Origin of the sequence: Pseudomonas sp. NPDC087615 (assembly GCF_044743445.1) — a bacterium.
GTDB classification, from domain to species: domain Bacteria; phylum Pseudomonadota; class Gammaproteobacteria; order Pseudomonadales; family Pseudomonadaceae; genus Aquipseudomonas; species Aquipseudomonas baetica_A.
The window spans coordinates 1-16,805 of the sequence record NZ_JBIUWM010000065.1 but is presented as its reverse complement, the minus strand read 5'-3'; the positions used below and the strand labels follow the sequence as shown (position 1 = coordinate 16,805).

The window sequence follows — 16,805 nt, the reverse complement described above, 5'->3', positions numbered from 1 at the left end:
CGCGAAGGAGCGCAGCTCGGTCTTCAGGCCGGGCGCACGACGTTGCCGGTGGCCAGATCGCGAATCAGGCTCGGGTTCTTGCGCCCACCCAGTTCCCCGCCCAGCACCAGATCGATCTGCCCACGAAAATACTGTTCGACCCGCAACCTCGTGCGCGCCGCCGGACGCCCTTGTGGGTTGGCCGAGGTCGAAATCAGCGGCCCGACCATCGAGCACAAGTCGCGCACCTGCGGATGATCGCTGACCCGCAACGCCACGGTGTCGTGTACACCCGTAACCCACTCAGGCAGCAGGTTCTGGTGCGGCACCAGCCAAGTGTTCGGCCCTGGCCAGGTGCTGGCCATGCGGTCGATCCACTCCTGCGGGAAGTCTTCGAACAGAAAGTCGAACTGGCGGATGTTGTCGGCGACCAGAATCAGGCCCTTGTCGACCGAACGATTCTTGATCGCCAGCAACCGATCCACCGCCTCTTCGTTCCACGGGTCGCAACCCAGTCCCCAGACGGCTTCGGTTGGATAGGCAATCACCGCCCCGGCACGAATCTCTCGTGCGGCTTGTTGCACACGCCAACTGTTGACCATGAAAAACTCTCCGCAAACAGGTTTCGCGCAGTTTACCGATCTTCCCTGTAAAACCTAGCGTGTCCTCGCCAACCAGCGACCGTTTTCACACACTGCACGGCCGTCCATTTCCAGTTCGGTCAGTGCCGCCAGCACTTTGGGCAAAGCCCAGCCGCTGCTATCGACCAAGGCTTCACTGGTGTGTGGCGCCGCGTGGAGCAGGCGCAGCAGTGGGTGATCGGTTTTCGGGGTGTCGGTGGATATCGGTAGATGCTGCCAGCCACGCAGCGCTTCAAGAATATGTTCGATGGTTTCCACCAGCACCGCGCCATCGCGGATCAACTGGTGACAACCCCGCGCACCGGGGTGATGAATGGAGCCAGGAATGGCGTAAACCTCTCGCCCCTGCTCCGCCGCCAGCCGCGCGGTGATCAACGAACCACTGGCGACACTTGCCTCCACCACCAATACACCAAGGGACAAGCCACTTATGATCCGGTTACGTCGCGGGAAGTTGCTCGCGCTCGGTCCGGCGTCCAGTGGGAACTCCGAAAGCACCGCGCTGCCCGAGGCAATCATTGCGTCAGCCAGTCGCCGATTGCGCTGTGGATAAAAATTTTCCAGACCCGTGCCGAGCACGCCGACCGTCTGCCCTCCCACGTCCAGTGCCGCTTGATGCGCGGCGGCATCAATACCCAACGCCAAGCCACTGTTGATGACAAAACCGGCCCCGGCGAGACTGCGGGAAAACGCCGCCGCCGTGTCCATACCCGGACGCGAAGCGCGTCGACTGCCCACCATCGCCAGTTGCGGTTTCTCCAGAATAAGCGGATCACCAGCCACGAACAGCAGCGGTGGCGGATCAGGAATCTGCGCCAGCAAGGCCGGGTAATCCGGCTGATCCCACATCAGCAAATGCTGACCTGGGCGCTCTAGCCAGCGCATGGCATGACTGGCGCCATCGCGCACTTCAGGACAGCGCCGCGCGTCAGCGCATGCCGCTGGCAAACCCAGCGAGCGCCAGGCACTGGCCGGGGCGCTGATGGCTTTGGAAGCCGAGCCGAAGGCTTCGAGCAATTTGGCAAACCGCTTCGGGCCGATTTCCGGCAAGCGGTGCAGGCGCAGGCGCGCTTCCAGTTCCGCCGGGGAAACGGGCGTACAGACAGACATCATCATGGATCATCCTTGATCGTTATAAGCCCCGAACCATTCGGAACAAGCTGTGGATAACTCTGTTGGTAACTTGTTGAGCACGCTTACGGATTGCGCACCTTGTCGAGCACCGCCAGCGAGCGCGATGCGTTGAGCACGAGGCCGTAGCTGAGCTTTTCGTAGGTGCGGAACACCATCAGCAATCCGGCGCGTTCGTCGGGAATTTTCAAGGGTTGGCCGGTGATGCGGTCACGCACGGTTTCCCCGGTTTTCATCACCACCAGCACATTGCCTTCGGCCAAACCGTCGCGTTTGCCCTTGTTCAGGGTGACCACGTCCATCACGCCGATCTGGGTGACGCCGCGTGGCACGTCGATGATCACCCCGTTGATGTTGCTGGCCGGTGCGCTGGGCATGAAGGTTGAGTTGATCGAACGCTCTTCGCCGCTGAACAAACGGTCGCCGAGGCGCACTTCCTGGGTGGTGCGTTGCAGGGCGAGGGTGGCGACGTCGCCTTCGGTGGCCACGATCTCACCGCCACCGATGTCGTCGGCGTTGATCCCCAGAAACTCCTTGGTCTGCGGATCGGTGTAGACCTTGCCCTGGCGGAAAATCCCGTAAACCGGCTGGTTCGGGTCGAAATGGCCACGCGCGAAGATGCGGTCGCCGGTGCCGCTGAGCACCCGTTCGGCATCGCCGGCGACGATGTACGGCGCCTTGTCGAAGTCCTCGACCTTGTCGACGATGCGGTTGCTCAGCAGAAAACTGTTGATCGATTTCAGTGGGATGCTCGGAATCGCCTCGGCCACCGGGCTGGTGCGAATTCGTGGCGACAGCTTGATCGTGCCACGCGACTCGCCGCGATTGAGGGTCAGGCGCGGCTGACCATCGATATAACTGAGCGTCAGCGTGTCGCCGGGGTAGATCAGGTTGGGGTTTTCGATCTGCGGGTTGGCCCGCCACAGCTGTGGCCACTGCCAGGGCTCGCGCAGGTATTTGCCGGAAATGTCCCAGAGCGTATCCCCCGAAACCACCGTGTATTGCTGTGGAAAACCATCCCTGAGTTGCACTTGCCCGTACGCCACGCCGGCCGAAGCCAGAAGCAGCAGGGCGAGTAGTGTTTTCCTCATGCAGCGAATCCCTTTATCATGTGCGTTCGCGTGAATCGTCAGAGCCCCCGTGGCTCGCTCCTGCAATTGCAGCAGCTACGCTTCACAACGGTAGCCTGCATCTTCGGACCTGCCAGGCCATCGACCCGACTTTACTCAATACGTGCAGCAATCAGCCTATGGCCATTTTAAACATCCTCGAATTTCCGGACCCGCGTCTGCGTACTATCGCCAAGCCTGTGGCCGTAGTGGACGACGAAGTGCGTCAGTTGGTCGATGACATGTTTGAAACAATGTATGAAGCGCCGGGCATCGGCCTCGCCGCGACCCAGGTCAACGTGCACCAACGTATCGTTGTGATGGACCTTTCAGAAGACCGCACCGAACCACGGGTATTCATCAATCCCGAGTTCGAATCGCTGACCGAAGAAATGGATCAGTATCAGGAAGGCTGCCTCTCGGTGCCGGGTTTCTACGAAAACGTCGACCGCCCGCAGAAGGTCAGGATCAAGGCGCTGGACCGTGACGGCAAGCCTTACGAACTGATCGCCGAAGGCCTGCTCGCCGTGTGTATCCAGCACGAATGCGACCACCTCAACGGCAAATTGTTCGTCGATTACCTGTCCACGCTCAAACGCGACCGGATCAAGAAGAAACTGGAAAAGCAGCATCGCCAGAACGCTTGATGCCCCTCTTCAAAGGCTTGCTGCGGCAAGCCTTTTTCTTTTTATGAGACTCCTTCCATGACTGAGCCACTGCGCATCGTTTTTGCCGGTACCCCGGAATTCGCCGCTGAACACCTCAAGGCCTTGCTGAGCAGCCCTTACGAGATCGTTGCGGTCTACACCCAACCGGATCGTCCGGCCGGTCGCGGGCAAAAACTGATGCCGAGCCCGGTTAAACAGCTAGCGCTGGAAAATAATATCCAGGTGTTGCAGCCGCCGACTTTGCGCAACGCTGACGCTCAGGCTGAACTCGCCGCGCTGAAGCCGGACTTGATGGTGGTGGTCGCCTACGGCCTGATCCTGCCGCAAGTGGTGCTGGATATTCCGCGCCTGGGCTGCATCAACAGCCACGCCTCCTTGCTGCCTCGCTGGCGCGGTGCGGCGCCGATTCAGCGCGCCGTCGAAGCGGGTGATGCCGAAAGTGGCGTGACCGTGATGCGCATGGAGGCGGGTCTCGACACCGGGCCGATGCTGCTCAAGGTCGTCACGCCGATCAGCGCCGGCGACACTGGCGGCAGCCTCCACGACCGTCTCGCCGAGCTGGGCCCACCGGCCGTGGTGCAGGCGATTGCCGGCCTCGCTGCCGGGACGCTGGAAGGCGAAGTGCAGAACGATGACCTCGCCACCTACGCGCACAAACTGAACAAGGACGAAGCACGCATCGACTGGAGCCGCCCGGCCGTTGAGCTGGAGCGTCTGGTCCGCGCCTTCAATCCATGGCCGATCACCCACAGCACCCTCAACGGTGAAGCGCTGAAAGTGCTGGCGGCGACGCTCGCCGAAGGCAACGGCGCACCGGGCACCATCCTCAGCGCCAGCAAGGACGGCTTGATCGTCGCGTGCGGCGCACAGGCACTGTGCCTGACCCGTCTGCAATTGCCCGGCGGCAAGGCGCTGAACTTCAGCGACCTGTTTAACAGCCGTCGTGAGAAATTCGCCGTCGGCACCGTGCTGGGTGCTGCGGTGGCCGCGCAATGAACCCGCGTCTGGCCGCCGCCAAGGCACTCGCCGCTGTACTGAGTGGCAAAGCCTCGCTGAACAGTTCCTTGCCGACGCAACTGGACAAGGTCGAGGATCGCGATCGCGGCTTCACTCAGGATCTGGCGTTCGGCACAGCGCGCTGGCAGCCACGCTTGTCGGCACTGGCGGAGAAACTGCTACAGAAGCCCTTCAAGGCCGCCGATGCCGATGTCGAGGCGTTGCTGCTGGTCGGGCTCTACCAACTGCTCTACACCCGTGTGCCGGCCCACGCCGCCATCGGTGAAACGGTGGGGTGCGCCGACAAGCTGAAAAAGCCTTGGGCCAAAGGTTTGCTCAATGCTGTGCTGCGTAACGCGCAACGCGAGAGCGAAACGATTTTCGCCGAGCTGGAGCGTGATCCGGTGGTGCGTACCGCCCACCCCCGCTGGCTGCAAAAATCCCTGAAAGCTTTCTGGCCCGAGCAGTGGGAAGCGATCTGCGAAGCCAACAACGCGCATCCTCCGATGATTCTGCGGGTCAATCGCCGTCATCACAGTCGCGACGCCTACCTGGGATTGCTGACTGAGGCCGGTATCGCGGCGACACCGTGCGTTTACAGCCTCGACGGCATCGTCCTCGAAGCCGCGGCCGATGTGCGCAGCCTGCCGGGTTTTGCCGATGGCTGGATCAGCGTGCAGGACGAAGCGGCGCAACTGGCCGCCGACTTGCTCGACCTCGCTCCGGGCCAGCGGGTGCTCGATGCCTGCTGCGCCCCGGGAGGCAAGACCTGCCACATCCTTGAGGCCGAACCCGCGCTGGCTGGCGTGGTGGCGGTGGATCTGGAAGCCAAGCGCCTGGTGCGAGTCAGAGAGAACCTTGAACGTTTGGGGCTGAGCGCCGAACTGATCGCCGCCGACGGTCGCGAAACGGCGGTATGGTGGGACGGCAAACCGTTCCAGCGCATCCTGCTCGACGCACCGTGCTCGGCCACAGGCGTCATCCGCCGCCATCCGGACATCAAACTGACCCGCCAGGCCGACGACATCGCGGCTCTGGCGCAACTGCAAGGCGAGTTGCTCGACGCGATGTGGAAAACCCTCGAAGTAGGCGGCATTGTGCTCTACGCCACTTGCTCGACTTTGCCGACCGAGAACACCGAAGTGATTGCCGCGTTCCTCGAACGCACGGCGGGCGCACGGGAACTGGATCTGGCAACTACGGCCGGGATCAAGCAGCCCCATGGTCGCCAATTGCTGGCCCAGCAGGGTGGCCATGACGGGTTCTATTACGCCAAGCTGATCAAGATCGCTGCATCTCGCGGCTAAACGGATTCAACGGAGTGACTGGATGAAAATCATCATCCTCGGTGCAGGACAGGTCGGCGGTTCGCTGGCTGAACATTTGGCCAGCGAGGCCAACGACATCACGGTGGTCGACACGGACGGCGAGCGCCTGCGCGACCTCGGCGACCGCCTCGACATCCGTACTATTCAGGGCCGTGGCTCGCTGCCGTCGGTGCTGCGTCAGGCCGGCGCCGACGACGCCGACATGTTGGTAGCGGTGACCAACAGCGACGAAACCAACATGGTTGCCTGCCAGGTCGCCCACACGCTGTTCCACACCCCGACCAAAATCGCCCGGGTGCGCGAAGCGTCTTACCTGGCCCGCGAGGAACAGCTGTTCCAGAACGAAGCGATTCCGGTCGACGTGCTGATCAGCCCCGAGCAAGTCGTCACCAATTACATCAAGCGCCTGATCCAGCATCCCGGCGCCTTGCAGGTGATCGACTTCGCCGAAGGCAAGGCGCAACTGGTGGCCGTGCGTGCCTATTACGGCGGGCCGCTGGTGGGTCAGCAACTGCGCCAATTGCGCGAACACATGCCGAATGTCGAGACCCGCGTGGCGGCGATTTTCCGCCGCGACCGGCCGATCCTGCCCCAGGGCGACACGGTGATCGAAGCCGATGACGAAGTCTTCTTCATCGCTGCGCGTGAGGATATTCGCGCGGTGATGAGTGAAATGCGCCGTCTCGACGAAACCTACAAACGCATCGTCATCGCCGGTGGCGGGCAGATCGGCGAACGCTTGGCCGAGGCCATCGAAAGCCGTTATCAGGTGAAGATCATCGAGATGAGCCCGGCACGCTGCCGCTATCTCTCCGACACCCTCGACAGCACCGTGGTGCTGCAGGGCAGCGCGTCGGACCGCGACTTGCTGCTGGAAGAGAACATCGCCGACGCGGATATCTTCCTCGCCCTGACCAACGATGACGAAGCCAACATCATGTCGTCGCTGCTGGCCAAACGGCTGGGGGCGAAGAAAGTGATGACGATCATCAACAACCCGGCTTACGTCGACCTGATCCAGGGCGGCGACATCGACATCGCCATCAGCCCGCAACTGGCGACCATCGGCACCTTGCTGGCCCACGTACGCCGTGGCGATATCGTCAGCGTGCACTCATTGCGACGGGGAGCTGCGGAAGCGATCGAAGCAATCGCCCACGGTGATGCCAAGTCGAGCAAAGTGATCGGCAAGCCCATCGATAAAATCGGCCTGCCACCGGGCACCACCATTGGCGCCGTCATCCGCAATGAACAAGTGATCATCGCCCACGACGACACCGTGATCGAAGCGGGTGACCATGTGATTCTGTTCCTTGTGGATAAAAAACATATCCGGGATGTGGAGAAGTTGTTCCATGTGGGGTTGAGCTTTTTCTGAGTGTTGCGGTGACAGCACTGGCCTCTTCCCGGGCAAGCCCGCTCCCACAGGGGAATGCGTTCCAATTGTGGGAGCGGGCTTGCTCGCGAATAGGCCTCACTACCCCCCATCAACTCCTGACACTCCACAGAAAGGAATCCACAAATGCTCGAATCCCTGGAAAAAATGCTCGCCAAGGGTGTGGATAACGCCCTGCTGCGCTTTGGCTTGGGTAAGGGCTACTTGGATCTGGGAGAGAACGCCAAGGCTGCCGAGCACTTTGAGCGCTGTGTCGGTTTCGATCCGAAATATTCGGCGGCGTGGAAACTGTTGGGCAAGGCGCAACTGGCGTTGGGCGATAGCGCCGCCGCACGGCAGGCGTGGGAGCACGGTCTGGAAGCGGCCCGCGCCCATGGCGACAAGCAAGCCGAGAAGGAAATGACGGTTTTTCTGAAGAAGCTCGATCGTCAGGCGCAATGATCTACAGATAGCGCAGGCCGATCCCGTCGGCATCCACCGTCACCACTTCCATCCGCACGCGCGGCGCGCCTGTGGGTAAATCCTGCACCTGCCCGTAAACCACCGCGCCTTTGGGCAATGACGCCAAACGCGGATGCTGGACATACACCCCGGTAGGCGACAGGTTGCGCGTTTGCCCAAGGCATTCGCCAAAACTGTCGTGACTGATTTTGATGCGAAACGATTTGCGGTGTTCGGACATCTGCTGCGCCCTTGAATGAACGGTTGTGGATAACCCTGAAGGTTAAGTTATCCACAGATCATGCCAATCATGATCTCCAACGCCTCAGTACCAGCGCTCCTCGCCCGGTGGACGTTTCTTGAAACGCTTCATGCTCCACATGTACTGGCTCGGATACGCCGCCACATAACGCTCGACCACTTGGCTCATGGCCGCGCAGGACGTCTCGGTATCGGTGCTGTACATGGCGTCGGGCGCGGCTTCGAGGATCACTTTGTAGCCGGAACCATCGGGCAGACGCAGTGCATGCAGGAACACGCCAACCGCTTTGCCGCCAGCGAGCATGTTCGGTACGAATTTGCTGGTCAGCGCCTGAGTGGCGAAGAACGGCACGAAGATCCCGGCGGATTCGGCCGGTTCCGGGTCGGCCGGAATGCCCACCGCACCACCTCTGCGCACTTCCTTGATGACACTGAGGATGCCTTCTTTGGTGGAAGCGGCGACTTTGTTGCCCAACTGCACGCGCTGTTTGCGCAGCAATTGATCCACAGCCTTGAGCTTGGGCGGGCGATAGAAAATGATCGGTTTGCACTGGCTGCAATAGAAGTGGTTGAGCACTTCCCAGTTGCCCAGGTGACTGGTGATGCCGACCACGCCTTTGCCCGAGGCCAGTGCATCCTTGAGGATGTCGAGGCCTTCGACTTCGCGCACCAGATCAATAGAACGCTGGGCTGGCCAGATCCAAGCGCAGGCGCTTTCGGTCAGAGACTTGCCAATGTCTTTCAGGCTCTGGCCGACCAGGCGTTCACGCTCGGCCGGGTCCATCTGTGGAAAACACTTGGCGAGGTTGATCCGCACCACGTCGCGTGAACGGTTGGGGGTTTTCCACATGATCCAGCCGATCGCCGAACCCACGGCCTGCACTGCCCGCCATGGCAGCAGGGCAAACAGCCGCAGAGCGCCTACCAGCAAGGCGCCTTTAAACTTTTCCACAGGTCACTCCTGATCTTGTGCTGTGCGCGAGGCGGCCATTCTAACCGCCGTTGACGAGCTGCGCGTAGCGGTCGCAGTCCCGAGTGTGATCCATGACCATGCCCGAGGCCTGCATCAATGCATAGCAAATGGTCGGGCCGACGAACGTGAACCCGGCCTTTTTCAGGCCTTTGCTCATCGCCAGCGCTTCGGGGGTAATCGCCGGGACTTCGCTGCGATCCTTGAAATGATTGATGATCGATTGGTCGCCAACGAACGACCAGAGAAAGCCCACCGGGTCCTCAAGCGCCAGCCACGCCTGGGCATTGCGCCGCGCAGCATTGAGTTTGAGGCGGTTGCGGATAATCCCCGGATCGAGCATCAATTCGTCGATTTCGGCGTCAGTCATCTGCGCCACGCGCTGGACGTCGAAGCCGAACAACACCTCGCGATAACGCTCGCGTTTGCGCAGTACGGTGATCCAGGAAAGCCCGGCCTGGAACCCTTCGAGCAAAAGCAACTCGAACAAACCCTGCGCATCGCGTAGCGGCGTGCCCCACTCCTGATCGTGATAAGCCATGTACAGCGGATCTTCGGTACACCAAAAGCAGCGTGGCATAAGGCTCCAGGGGGCGTGCGCAGCAACGAATCGGGTATACTCCCGCTCTTTAAATCGCAGCCCAAGAAACAGGTGAATTTCGTGAGCCAGCCTACGCCAGCCGTGCGTACCTTCCAAGACTTGATCCTCGCGCTCCAGCAATACTGGGCCGAGCAAGGTTGTGTGGTACTTCAGCCCTACGATATGGAAGTAGGCGCCGGCACTTTCCACACCGCGACGTTCCTGCGCGCCATCGGCCCGGAAACCTGGAACGCCGCCTACGTGCAGCCAAGCCGCCGTCCAACTGACGGCCGCTACGGCGAAAACCCGAACCGTCTGCAGCACTACTATCAGTTTCAGGTTGTTCTGAAGCCGAACCCGGACAACTTCCAGGAGCTGTACCTGGGCTCCCTCAAGCATGTCGGCCTGGACCCACTGGTCCACGACATTCGCTTTGTCGAAGACAACTGGGAATCGCCGACCCTCGGCGCCTGGGGTCTGGGCTGGGAAGTCTGGCTCAACGGTATGGAAGTCACTCAGTTCACGTACTTCCAGCAAGCGGGCGGCATCGAGTGCTACCCGGTGACCGGCGAGATCACCTACGGTCTGGAACGTCTGGCCATGTACCTGCAAGGCGTGGACTCGGTCTACGACCTGGTCTGGGCTGACGGCCCGATGGGCAAAGTGACCTACGGCGACGTGTTCCACCAGAACGAAGTGGAGCAATCCACTTACAACTTCGAACACGCCAACGTCGACAAGCTGTTCGAACTTTTCGACTTCTATGAAGGCGAAGCCAAGCGCCTGATCGAACTCGACCAGCCGCTGCCGTTGCCGAGCTACGAAATGGTGTTGAAGGCCTCGCACACCTTCAACCTGCTGGACGCGCGCCGGGCGATCTCGGTGACCGCGCGTCAGCAATACATTCTGCGCGTGCGCACCTTGGCGCGTTCCGTTGCGCAAGCCTACCTGCTGGCTCGCGCCAAGCTGGGCTTCCCGATGGCGACCCCGGACCTGCGTGACGAAGTACTGGCCAAGCTGGAGGCTGCACAATGAGTGCGCAAGATTTTCTGGTTGAACTGGGCACCGAAGAACTGCCACCCAAAGCCCTGAACACTTTGGCCGACGCGTTTCTCGCCGGTATCGACAAGGGCCTGCAAGCCGCTGGCCTGAGCTACGAGACGAAAACCGTCTACGCCGCGCCGCGTCGTCTGGCAGTACTGATCACCGCACTGGCGACTCAGCAGCCGGATCGCAGCATCAACCTGGACGGCCCGCCACGTCAGGCCGCATTCGATGCTGAAGGCAATCCGACGCAAGCAGCCCTGGGTTTTGCCAAGAAGTGCGGCGTCGATCTGAGCGAAATCGACCAGAGCGGTCCGAAACTGCGCTACAGCCAGAACATCGCCGGAAAGCCGACGTCGAGCCTGCTGCCGACCATCGTCGAAGACTCTCTGAACGACCTGCCGATCCCGAAACGCATGCGTTGGGGTGCGCGCAAGGAAGAATTCGTGCGTCCGACCCAATGGCTGGTGATGCTGCTCGGTGACCAGGTCATCGACTGCACGATCCTCGCGCAGAAGGCTGGCCGTGACTCTCGTGGTCACCGCTTCCACCACCCGCAAAGCGTTCGCATCGGCTCGCCGTCGAGCTACCTGGCCGACCTGCGTGCCGCTTATGTGTTGGCCGATGCCAACGAGCGTCGCGAGATCATCAGCAAGCGCACCGAAGAACTGGCCACCCGTCAGGAAGGCACGGCAATCGTTCCGCCGGCGCTGCTCGACGAAGTGACCGCACTGGTTGAATGGCCGGTGCCGCTGGTGTGCTCGTTCGAGGAACGCTTCCTCGACGTGCCGCAGGAAGCACTGATCACCACCATGCAGGACAACCAGAAGTATTTCTGCCTGCTGGATGCCGACGGCAAGTTGCTGCCACGCTTCATCACTGTCGCCAACATCGAAAGCAAAGACCCACAGCAGATCATCGCCGGTAACGAGAAAGTGGTTCGTCCACGCCTGACCGACGCCGAGTTCTTCTTCAAACAAGACAAGAAGCAGAAACTCGAAGTTTTCAATGATCGCCTGAAGAACGTGGTGTTCCAGGAAAAACTCGGCAGCGTTTACGACAAGGCCGAGCGCGTTTCGAAACTGGCGGCTTATATCGCCGCACGCATCGGTGGCAATGCTTCGTGGGCTGCCCGTGCAGGCTTGCTGTCCAAGTGCGACCTGGCCACCGAAATGGTCGGCGAGTTCCCGGAGATGCAAGGTGTCGCCGGTTACTACTACGCCCTCAATGACGGCGAGCCGGAAGATGTCGCGCTGGCGCTGAACGAGCAGTACATGCCACGCGGTGCCGGTGCTGAACTGCCGGCGACCCTGACCGGTGCAGCCGTCGCTATCGCTGACAAGCTCGACACTCTGGTCGGTATCTTCGGCATCGGCATGCTGCCAACGGGCAGCAAAGACCCGTACGCCCTGCGCCGTGCGGCTCTCGGCGTGCTGCGCATCCTGATTGAGAAACAACTGGATCTGGACCTGAACGACGCCGTGGCCTTCGCCGTGAATGCGTTCGGTGCCAAGGTCAAGGCTGCCGGCCTCAACGAATCCGTGCTGGAATTCATCTTCGACCGTCTGCGTGCGCGTTACGAAGACGAAGGCGTGGATGTGGCGACCTACCTGTCGGTACGTGCCCTGAAGCCAGGTTCGGCGCTGGACTTCGACCAGCGTGTGCAAGCGGTTCAAGCCTTCCGCAAATTGCCGGAGGCCGCAGCGCTGGCGGCGGTGAACAAGCGTGTTTCCAACTTGCTGAGCAAGCTTGAAGGCGCTGTACCGACCGAGGTTCAGGCCAAGTACTTCGACAATGCCAACGAGTTCTCGCTGTATTCGGCGATCCAGCAAGCGGATCAGGCTGTACAGCCAATGGCCGCAGCGCGTCAGTACAACGAATCGCTGGCACGCCTGGCGGCATTGCGTGAGCCGGTGGATGCGTTCTTCGACGCGGTGATGGTCAATGCCGAAGACGCCAATGTGCGGGCCAACCGTTACGCGCTGCTGGCGCGTCTGCGTGGCCTGTTCCTGGGCGTGGCCGATATTTCGCTGCTGGGTTGAGGAATTGCTGTTGAAACTGCTGATTCTCGATCGTGACGGAGTGATCAATTACGACTCCGACGCTTACATCAAGTCGGTGGAGGAGTGGATGCCTTTGCCCGGCTCGATCGAGGCGATTGCGCAGTTGAGCAAGGCCGGCTGGACGGTGGCGGTCGCCACCAACCAGTCGGGCATTGCTCGCGGCTACTACGACCTCGCCACCCTCGACGCCATGCACGCGCACCTGCGCAAGTTGGTGGCGGAGCAGGGCGGTGAAGTCGGGCTGATCGTGTATTGCCCGCATGGGCCGGATGAAGGCTGCGATTGCCGCAAGCCGAAACCGGGGATGTTGAAAACCATCGCGGCGCATTACAACGTCGAGCTGACCCATGTCTGGTTCGTCGGTGACAGCCTTGGTGACCTGGAGGCCGCCAAAGCCGTCGATTCACAACCCGTTTTGGTAAAGACCGGGAAAGGCGAAAAGACTCAGGGCAAAACCCTGCCGGTTGGCACTCTGATTTTTGACGATCTAGCGGCGATTGCCGCAGAACTTATCCACAACTAGAGTACTTCTGAAATTCCTGACCAGGGATTGATCGGGAGTGCGCTTGAACAGTCGGGCATTGCCCGTAACGGTAAACGTCGCCATGTCGATACTGCGGGCCTTCAGAATATTCCTCTTTTACCTGCTGCTGGGCACCACCTCCTTGTTGTGGTGCAGCCTGAGCTTTTTCATCGCGCCCTTTCTGCCATTCAAGGCGCGGTATCGTTTTATCAACGTGTACTGGTGTCGTTGCGCCTTGTGGTTAACCAAGGTGTTTCTGGGTATCCGTTACGAGGTCAAAGGCGCGCAAAACGTGCCTGACCAGCCCTGCGTGATTCAATCGAACCACCAGAGCACTTGGGAGACGTTCTTTCTCTCCGCTTATTTCTCGCCTTTGAGCCAAGTGCTCAAGCGCGAATTGCTCTACGTGCCGTTCTTCGGCTGGGCCATGGCGATGCTGCGGCCGATCGCGATTGATCGCGACAACCCAAAAGCGGCGCTCAAACAAGTCGCGGCCAAGGGTGATGAACTGCTCAAGGACAATGTCTGGGTACTGATCTTCCCTGAAGGTACACGCGTTCCTTTTGGCACTGTCGGCAAGTTCTCCCGCAGTGGCAGCGCTTTAGCGGTGAATGCTGCACTGCCGGTGCTACCGATTGCACACAATGCCGGAAAATTCTGGCCGAAAATTGGCTGGGGGAAAAACGCTGGTGTGATCACGGTGGTCATCGGCGAGCCGATGTACGCCGAAGGCACTGGCCCTCGCGCCATCGCCGAACTCAATGACCGTGTGCAAGCGTGGAACGAGAAGACCCAGCGCGAAATGGGTTCACTGCCACCGGCCCCGTAAGCACCCGCCGCCAGCGATCAGGTGGCTGTCTGAGATTTTGTGGATAACCTGTGCACGATTCTTTTGAAAAAGCCTGAATATTCAATATAAGATATTGATTTACTTATATATTTCTCAAGCTCATAAAACACCGTAAATGGTGCATAAGTTTTTTTCGGATGTAAAAAAACCGGCTGATATAGCCGGTTTTTTTGTACCTGTTCACTCGGGTATCAGCGGCAACTCAAGGACGAACGTGGTGCCCTGATCAACCACGCTGCGGCACTCGATGCGGCCGCCATGGTGATCGACCACAGCCTTGACCATCGACAGGCCCAGGCCTACACCATCAATGCCTTGGGCGGATGAAAAACGCCGGTACTGGCTGAACAGATCCGGCAGTTCCTGCGCGGCAATGCCCTTGCCCTGATCGGTCAACTCACACTGCAGCCATTCACCGTCACAACTGACACGCAGCGCGATCCGGCTATCCGCCGGGCTGTATTTGATCGCGTTTTCCAGCAAGTTGAACAAGGCGCGGGTCAGCAACCCTTGGTCGGCCTGTATCAACCGCTCCTGCGATTGCTCATCCATGTCGTGAAACACTTCGATGCGTTTTTGTTGGGCAATGGGTAAGACCTGATCCAGCACGTCGAGCACTAACATCGCGAACAACGTTGGCTGAAACTGATAGGCCTCGGATTCGGCGCGCGCCAGCAGCACGAAGCCATCGGTCAGATCCAGAGCACGACGGACCTGACGCTCAATCTGTTCAAATAACGGCGAGTCAGCACCGGCCTGATGACGGTGGACGTCGAGCAACGCGAGAATCGCCGAGTGTGGAGCGCGCAGATCATGGGAGAGAAAGCGCAGCAACACCCCGCGTTGTTCTTCCGCAGCGCGTTCAGCACTCAGATCTGTCAGGCTCAACAGCCAGCCGATGGGCGTGTCACCGTCCACCGGCAGCAGTGCCGCACGTTCCAGGCGCAGGCTGCGTTCCTTGTGATCTCTGAACTCCAACAGTGGCAGCGCGGACAACTGCGGGTGTGGCTCGGTAGATAACTCTGGATAACCGAGGCGCGCCAGTTGAACGAGGATGTCGGCGCCCACCAGTTGATCTTCGAAGAGATGCCGAGCCTTACGGTTGCCCAGCAGGATTTGCCCCTTTGGATCGCTGATCAGTGTCGCGACCGGCAGGTATTCCAGGCCGTCAGCGATGAAACGCCGAGTATCACGAGTGCGGCTCATGGCTTGCTCAAGCGCCATGATCTGGCCCTGTAATCGATCGGCGCCGGTGAGTTGTGTGCGGCGGCGTTCGGGAAAGACTTTCGGCTCGCTGTCCAGTCGTGCCAACTCCCAACCGAAGTAGGTCAACACCACACTCAGACGTCGCCAGTTCCAGATCAAATAGCCGAACAACATGCCCAGTACCGCAGGCGTCGGCGACCACCAACGACGCATTTCAGCGAGCCCGGCACTGGTCGTCAGCGCACACGCCATGCCTGTCAGCGTTATCCAAAGCGCCCATCGCGGACGCCAAAGCAGCAAACCCAACACAAACGCCACCATGCCCACCGACAGCAACGCTCCCACTCCGGGTGACGCAGCGTGCAAGTTGATCTGCGCGCGATAAGACAGCAACGCAGTCAGCGGCAACAGCACTAGACTTATCCACAACCACTCGCGTACCAACTGTCGAAACAGTCGCTGCACTTGGCTGGGTTCACGACTTTCGTACCGACGCCGATCATTCATGGGAGAAAGGGCGAGGGAGGGTGAATGGTTTCATGGGCCACAGGTCTGAATACGTAGAACGAAGAATCATAGCGGACGTCGACCAATGGCGGCCGCTTACTTTCATAGCGATGGGCGAGCCGGTATTGTCGATACCCCACCGCCCCAGCAACAAGGAAGAACCGCGTATGCGCGTTGCGATACTGGACGACGAGCCCGCCGAACTGCGCCGGGTCGAGCAAACCCTGCAACAAATGGCTGACGCCGGAGATCAGCCATGGTCACTGCACAGCTTCGAACGTGGCGAAGACCTGCTGCGACAGTTGCGCCGGGAAACCTTCGACCTGCTAATCCTCGACTGGCAACTCCCCGACCTCTCCGGCCTGGCCCTCTTACGCTGGACCCGCGAACACATGGAAGCGCCACCGGCCGCGATCATGCTTACCAGCCGCGACGGCGAAAGCGATATCGTTCAGGCATTGAATGCAGGAGCTGATGACTATGTCAGCAAACCGTTTCGGCCCAACGAGCTGAAGGCTCGAGTTGCTGCGGTACTGCGCCGACACAGTCTGCAACGTACTGCCGCTACCGAAGTCCGCTGCTTCAATGATTTGACCTTCGATGACGCCGAACTGAGCGTCACCCGCGAAGGCAAGGCGATCATCATGACGGAGCGCGAGTATCGGTTAGCGCGCTGTCTGTTCAGCAATCTCGGTCGGCCGTTATCACGCGACTATCTCTATGAGCGCTTCTGGCCCCATGAAGAAGTGGCTTCGTCGAGACCTCTGGATACCCACATTTATCGCCTGCGCAACAAGCTAGGACTTACAGCGGATCGTGGTTGGCAACTGCTGACAATTTACGGTTATGGATATCGGTTAGAAAGTGTGGCGATAGCGAAGTAAGCGTCCGAACGCCACCCTACCTCCAAGATAGTGCCCATTAAAAAATGGTGTCCACTGTCTTGGTTAATTTGGAGAACGGTTATGGAGTAGGTACTGACCGGACAGTTACTTTTAGAATGCTTTTTCGAGCCAAAAAACAAAACCCCAACTGCTTTCGCAATTGGGGTTTCGGAATTTAATCTTGACGATGACCTACTCTCACATGGGGAAACCCCACACTACCATCGG

Annotated in this window: 17 protein-coding genes; 10 read left to right on the top strand and 7 right to left on the bottom strand. The window is 60.0% G+C overall.

What is annotated here, in order from left to right; all coding sequences use genetic code 11:
- Positions 1-23 precede the first annotated feature (23 nt).
- From ACIOU6_RS24210 to ACIOU6_RS24200, 3 genes are all read right to left on the bottom strand, one after another.
- Positions 24-581 carry an L-threonylcarbamoyladenylate synthase gene (locus ACIOU6_RS24210; RefSeq protein ID WP_221732239.1) on the bottom strand — a complete coding sequence of 186 codons (558 nt, stop codon included), beginning with the start codon at positions 579-581 and terminating at the stop codon, positions 24-26.
- Positions 582-635: 54 nt separating this feature from the next.
- The gene (gene dprA, locus ACIOU6_RS24205; protein WP_401139094.1) at positions 636-1,736 is read right to left on the bottom strand and encodes a DNA-processing protein DprA; all 1,101 of its coding nucleotides are present in this window, start codon (positions 1,734-1,736) and stop codon (positions 636-638) included.
- A gap of 80 nt (positions 1,737-1,816) precedes the next feature.
- Positions 1,817-2,842, bottom strand: coding sequence for a LysM peptidoglycan-binding domain-containing protein (locus tag ACIOU6_RS24200; protein ID WP_401139093.1), 1,026 nt, complete (start codon positions 2,840-2,842; stop codon positions 1,817-1,819).
- A 158-nt stretch (positions 2,843-3,000) separates the two neighbouring features.
- On the opposite strand from ACIOU6_RS24200, the gene def reads away from it, so the two are divergent.
- The 5 genes from def (at position 3,001) to ACIOU6_RS24175 (ending at position 7,689) form a co-directional block, all read left to right on the top strand.
- On the top strand, positions 3,001-3,507 hold the full coding sequence (gene def, locus ACIOU6_RS24195) for a peptide deformylase (RefSeq protein ID WP_221732236.1): 507 nt from the start codon (positions 3,001-3,003) through the stop codon (positions 3,505-3,507).
- 57 nt (positions 3,508-3,564) lie between these two features.
- Positions 3,565-4,524: a methionyl-tRNA formyltransferase gene (fmt, locus tag ACIOU6_RS24190; protein WP_401139092.1), complete on the top strand. Its 960-nt coding sequence runs from the start codon at positions 3,565-3,567 to the stop codon at positions 4,522-4,524.
- Positions 4,521-5,831 carry a 16S rRNA (cytosine(967)-C(5))-methyltransferase RsmB gene (rsmB, locus tag ACIOU6_RS24185; protein WP_401139091.1) on the top strand — a complete coding sequence of 437 codons (1,311 nt, stop codon included), beginning with the start codon at positions 4,521-4,523 and terminating at the stop codon, positions 5,829-5,831. Before fmt ends, rsmB begins: the two co-directional genes overlap by 4 nt.
- A gap of 22 nt (positions 5,832-5,853) precedes the next feature.
- The gene (gene trkA / locus ACIOU6_RS24180; RefSeq protein ID WP_221732233.1) at positions 5,854-7,230 is read left to right on the top strand and encodes a Trk system potassium transporter TrkA; all 1,377 of its coding nucleotides are present in this window, start codon (positions 5,854-5,856) and stop codon (positions 7,228-7,230) included.
- Positions 7,231-7,374: 144 nt separating this feature from the next.
- Positions 7,375-7,689 carry a tetratricopeptide repeat protein gene (locus tag ACIOU6_RS24175; protein WP_221732232.1) on the top strand — a complete coding sequence of 105 codons (315 nt, stop codon included), beginning with the start codon at positions 7,375-7,377 and terminating at the stop codon, positions 7,687-7,689.
- A 1-nt stretch (position 7,690) separates the two neighbouring features.
- Here the strand turns inward: ACIOU6_RS24175 and ACIOU6_RS24170 are convergent, their stop codons facing one another.
- The 3 genes from ACIOU6_RS24170 to tag all read right to left on the bottom strand — a co-directional run bounded on the left by ACIOU6_RS24170 (position 7,691) and on the right by tag (position 9,500).
- Entirely contained in the window at positions 7,691-7,930 is a 240-nt protein-coding gene (locus ACIOU6_RS24170; protein WP_221732231.1) for a PilZ domain-containing protein, read from the bottom strand.
- 84 nt (positions 7,931-8,014) lie between these two features.
- Positions 8,015-8,902, bottom strand: a complete 888-nt coding sequence (locus ACIOU6_RS24165) for a lysophospholipid acyltransferase (RefSeq protein ID WP_401139090.1) — start codon at positions 8,900-8,902, stop codon at positions 8,015-8,017.
- Positions 8,903-8,942: 40 nt separating this feature from the next.
- Positions 8,943-9,500, bottom strand: a complete 558-nt coding sequence (gene tag / locus ACIOU6_RS24160) for a DNA-3-methyladenine glycosylase I (RefSeq protein ID WP_221732229.1) — start codon at positions 9,498-9,500, stop codon at positions 8,943-8,945.
- A gap of 81 nt (positions 9,501-9,581) precedes the next feature.
- Here tag and glyQ point away from each other — a divergent pair, with 81 nt between their 5' ends.
- From glyQ to ACIOU6_RS24140, 4 genes are all read left to right on the top strand, one after another.
- Positions 9,582-10,535: a glycine--tRNA ligase subunit alpha gene (gene glyQ / locus ACIOU6_RS24155; protein ID WP_034152298.1), complete on the top strand. Its 954-nt coding sequence runs from the start codon at positions 9,582-9,584 to the stop codon at positions 10,533-10,535.
- Positions 10,532-12,586 (top strand): glycine--tRNA ligase subunit beta, encoded by a 2,055-nt coding sequence (gene glyS / locus ACIOU6_RS24150; protein ID WP_221732228.1) that lies wholly within the window; start codon positions 10,532-10,534, stop codon positions 12,584-12,586. Before glyQ ends, glyS begins: the two co-directional genes overlap by 4 nt.
- 4 nt (positions 12,587-12,590) lie before the next feature.
- Positions 12,591-13,130 (top strand): D-glycero-beta-D-manno-heptose 1,7-bisphosphate 7-phosphatase, encoded by a 540-nt coding sequence (gmhB, locus tag ACIOU6_RS24145; protein WP_401139089.1) that lies wholly within the window; start codon positions 12,591-12,593, stop codon positions 13,128-13,130.
- Positions 13,131-13,212: 82 nt separating this feature from the next.
- Positions 13,213-13,959, top strand: a complete 747-nt coding sequence (locus tag ACIOU6_RS24140; RefSeq protein ID WP_401139088.1) for a lysophospholipid acyltransferase family protein — start codon at positions 13,213-13,215, stop codon at positions 13,957-13,959.
- Between the two features lie 201 nt (positions 13,960-14,160).
- On the opposite strand, the gene ACIOU6_RS24135 is transcribed toward ACIOU6_RS24140, so the two are convergent.
- Positions 14,161-15,693 carry an ATP-binding protein gene (locus tag ACIOU6_RS24135; protein ID WP_401139087.1) on the bottom strand — a complete coding sequence of 511 codons (1,533 nt, stop codon included), beginning with the start codon at positions 15,691-15,693 and terminating at the stop codon, positions 14,161-14,163.
- A 167-nt stretch (positions 15,694-15,860) separates the two neighbouring features.
- Here ACIOU6_RS24135 and ACIOU6_RS24130 point away from each other — a divergent pair, with 167 nt between their 5' ends.
- Entirely contained in the window at positions 15,861-16,577 is a 717-nt protein-coding gene (locus ACIOU6_RS24130) for a response regulator transcription factor (protein WP_221732224.1), read from the top strand.
- Positions 16,578-16,805: the final 228 nt, after the last annotated feature.

What these genes read in the sequence shown, in the direction of transcription:
- ACIOU6_RS24210 (WP_221732239.1), bottom strand. Translation starts at nt 581, where the DNA reads ATGGTCAACAGTTGGCGTGTGCAACAAGCCGCACGAGAGATTCGTGCC.
- dprA (WP_401139094.1), bottom strand. Translation starts at nt 1,736, where the DNA reads ATGATGATGTCTGTCTGTACGCCCGTTTCCCCGGCGGAACTGGAAGCG.
- ACIOU6_RS24200 (WP_401139093.1), bottom strand. Translation starts at nt 2,842, where the DNA reads ATGAGGAAAACACTACTCGCCCTGCTGCTTCTGGCTTCGGCCGGCGTG.
- def (WP_221732236.1), top strand. Translation starts at nt 3,001, where the DNA reads ATGGCCATTTTAAACATCCTCGAATTTCCGGACCCGCGTCTGCGTACT.
- fmt (WP_401139092.1), top strand. Translation starts at nt 3,565, where the DNA reads ATGACTGAGCCACTGCGCATCGTTTTTGCCGGTACCCCGGAATTCGCC.
- rsmB (WP_401139091.1), top strand. Translation starts at nt 4,521, where the DNA reads ATGAACCCGCGTCTGGCCGCCGCCAAGGCACTCGCCGCTGTACTGAGT.
- trkA (WP_221732233.1), top strand. Translation starts at nt 5,854, where the DNA reads ATGAAAATCATCATCCTCGGTGCAGGACAGGTCGGCGGTTCGCTGGCT.
- ACIOU6_RS24175 (WP_221732232.1), top strand. Translation starts at nt 7,375, where the DNA reads ATGCTCGAATCCCTGGAAAAAATGCTCGCCAAGGGTGTGGATAACGCC.
- ACIOU6_RS24170 (WP_221732231.1), bottom strand. Translation starts at nt 7,930, where the DNA reads ATGTCCGAACACCGCAAATCGTTTCGCATCAAAATCAGTCACGACAGT.
- tag (WP_221732229.1), bottom strand. Translation starts at nt 9,500, where the DNA reads ATGCCACGCTGCTTTTGGTGTACCGAAGATCCGCTGTACATGGCTTAT.
- glyS (WP_221732228.1), top strand. Translation starts at nt 10,532, where the DNA reads ATGAGTGCGCAAGATTTTCTGGTTGAACTGGGCACCGAAGAACTGCCA.
- ACIOU6_RS24140 (WP_401139088.1), top strand. Translation starts at nt 13,213, where the DNA reads ATGTCGATACTGCGGGCCTTCAGAATATTCCTCTTTTACCTGCTGCTG.
- ACIOU6_RS24135 (WP_401139087.1), bottom strand. Translation starts at nt 15,693, where the DNA reads ATGAATGATCGGCGTCGGTACGAAAGTCGTGAACCCAGCCAAGTGCAG.
- ACIOU6_RS24130 (WP_221732224.1), top strand. Translation starts at nt 15,861, where the DNA reads ATGCGCGTTGCGATACTGGACGACGAGCCCGCCGAACTGCGCCGGGTC.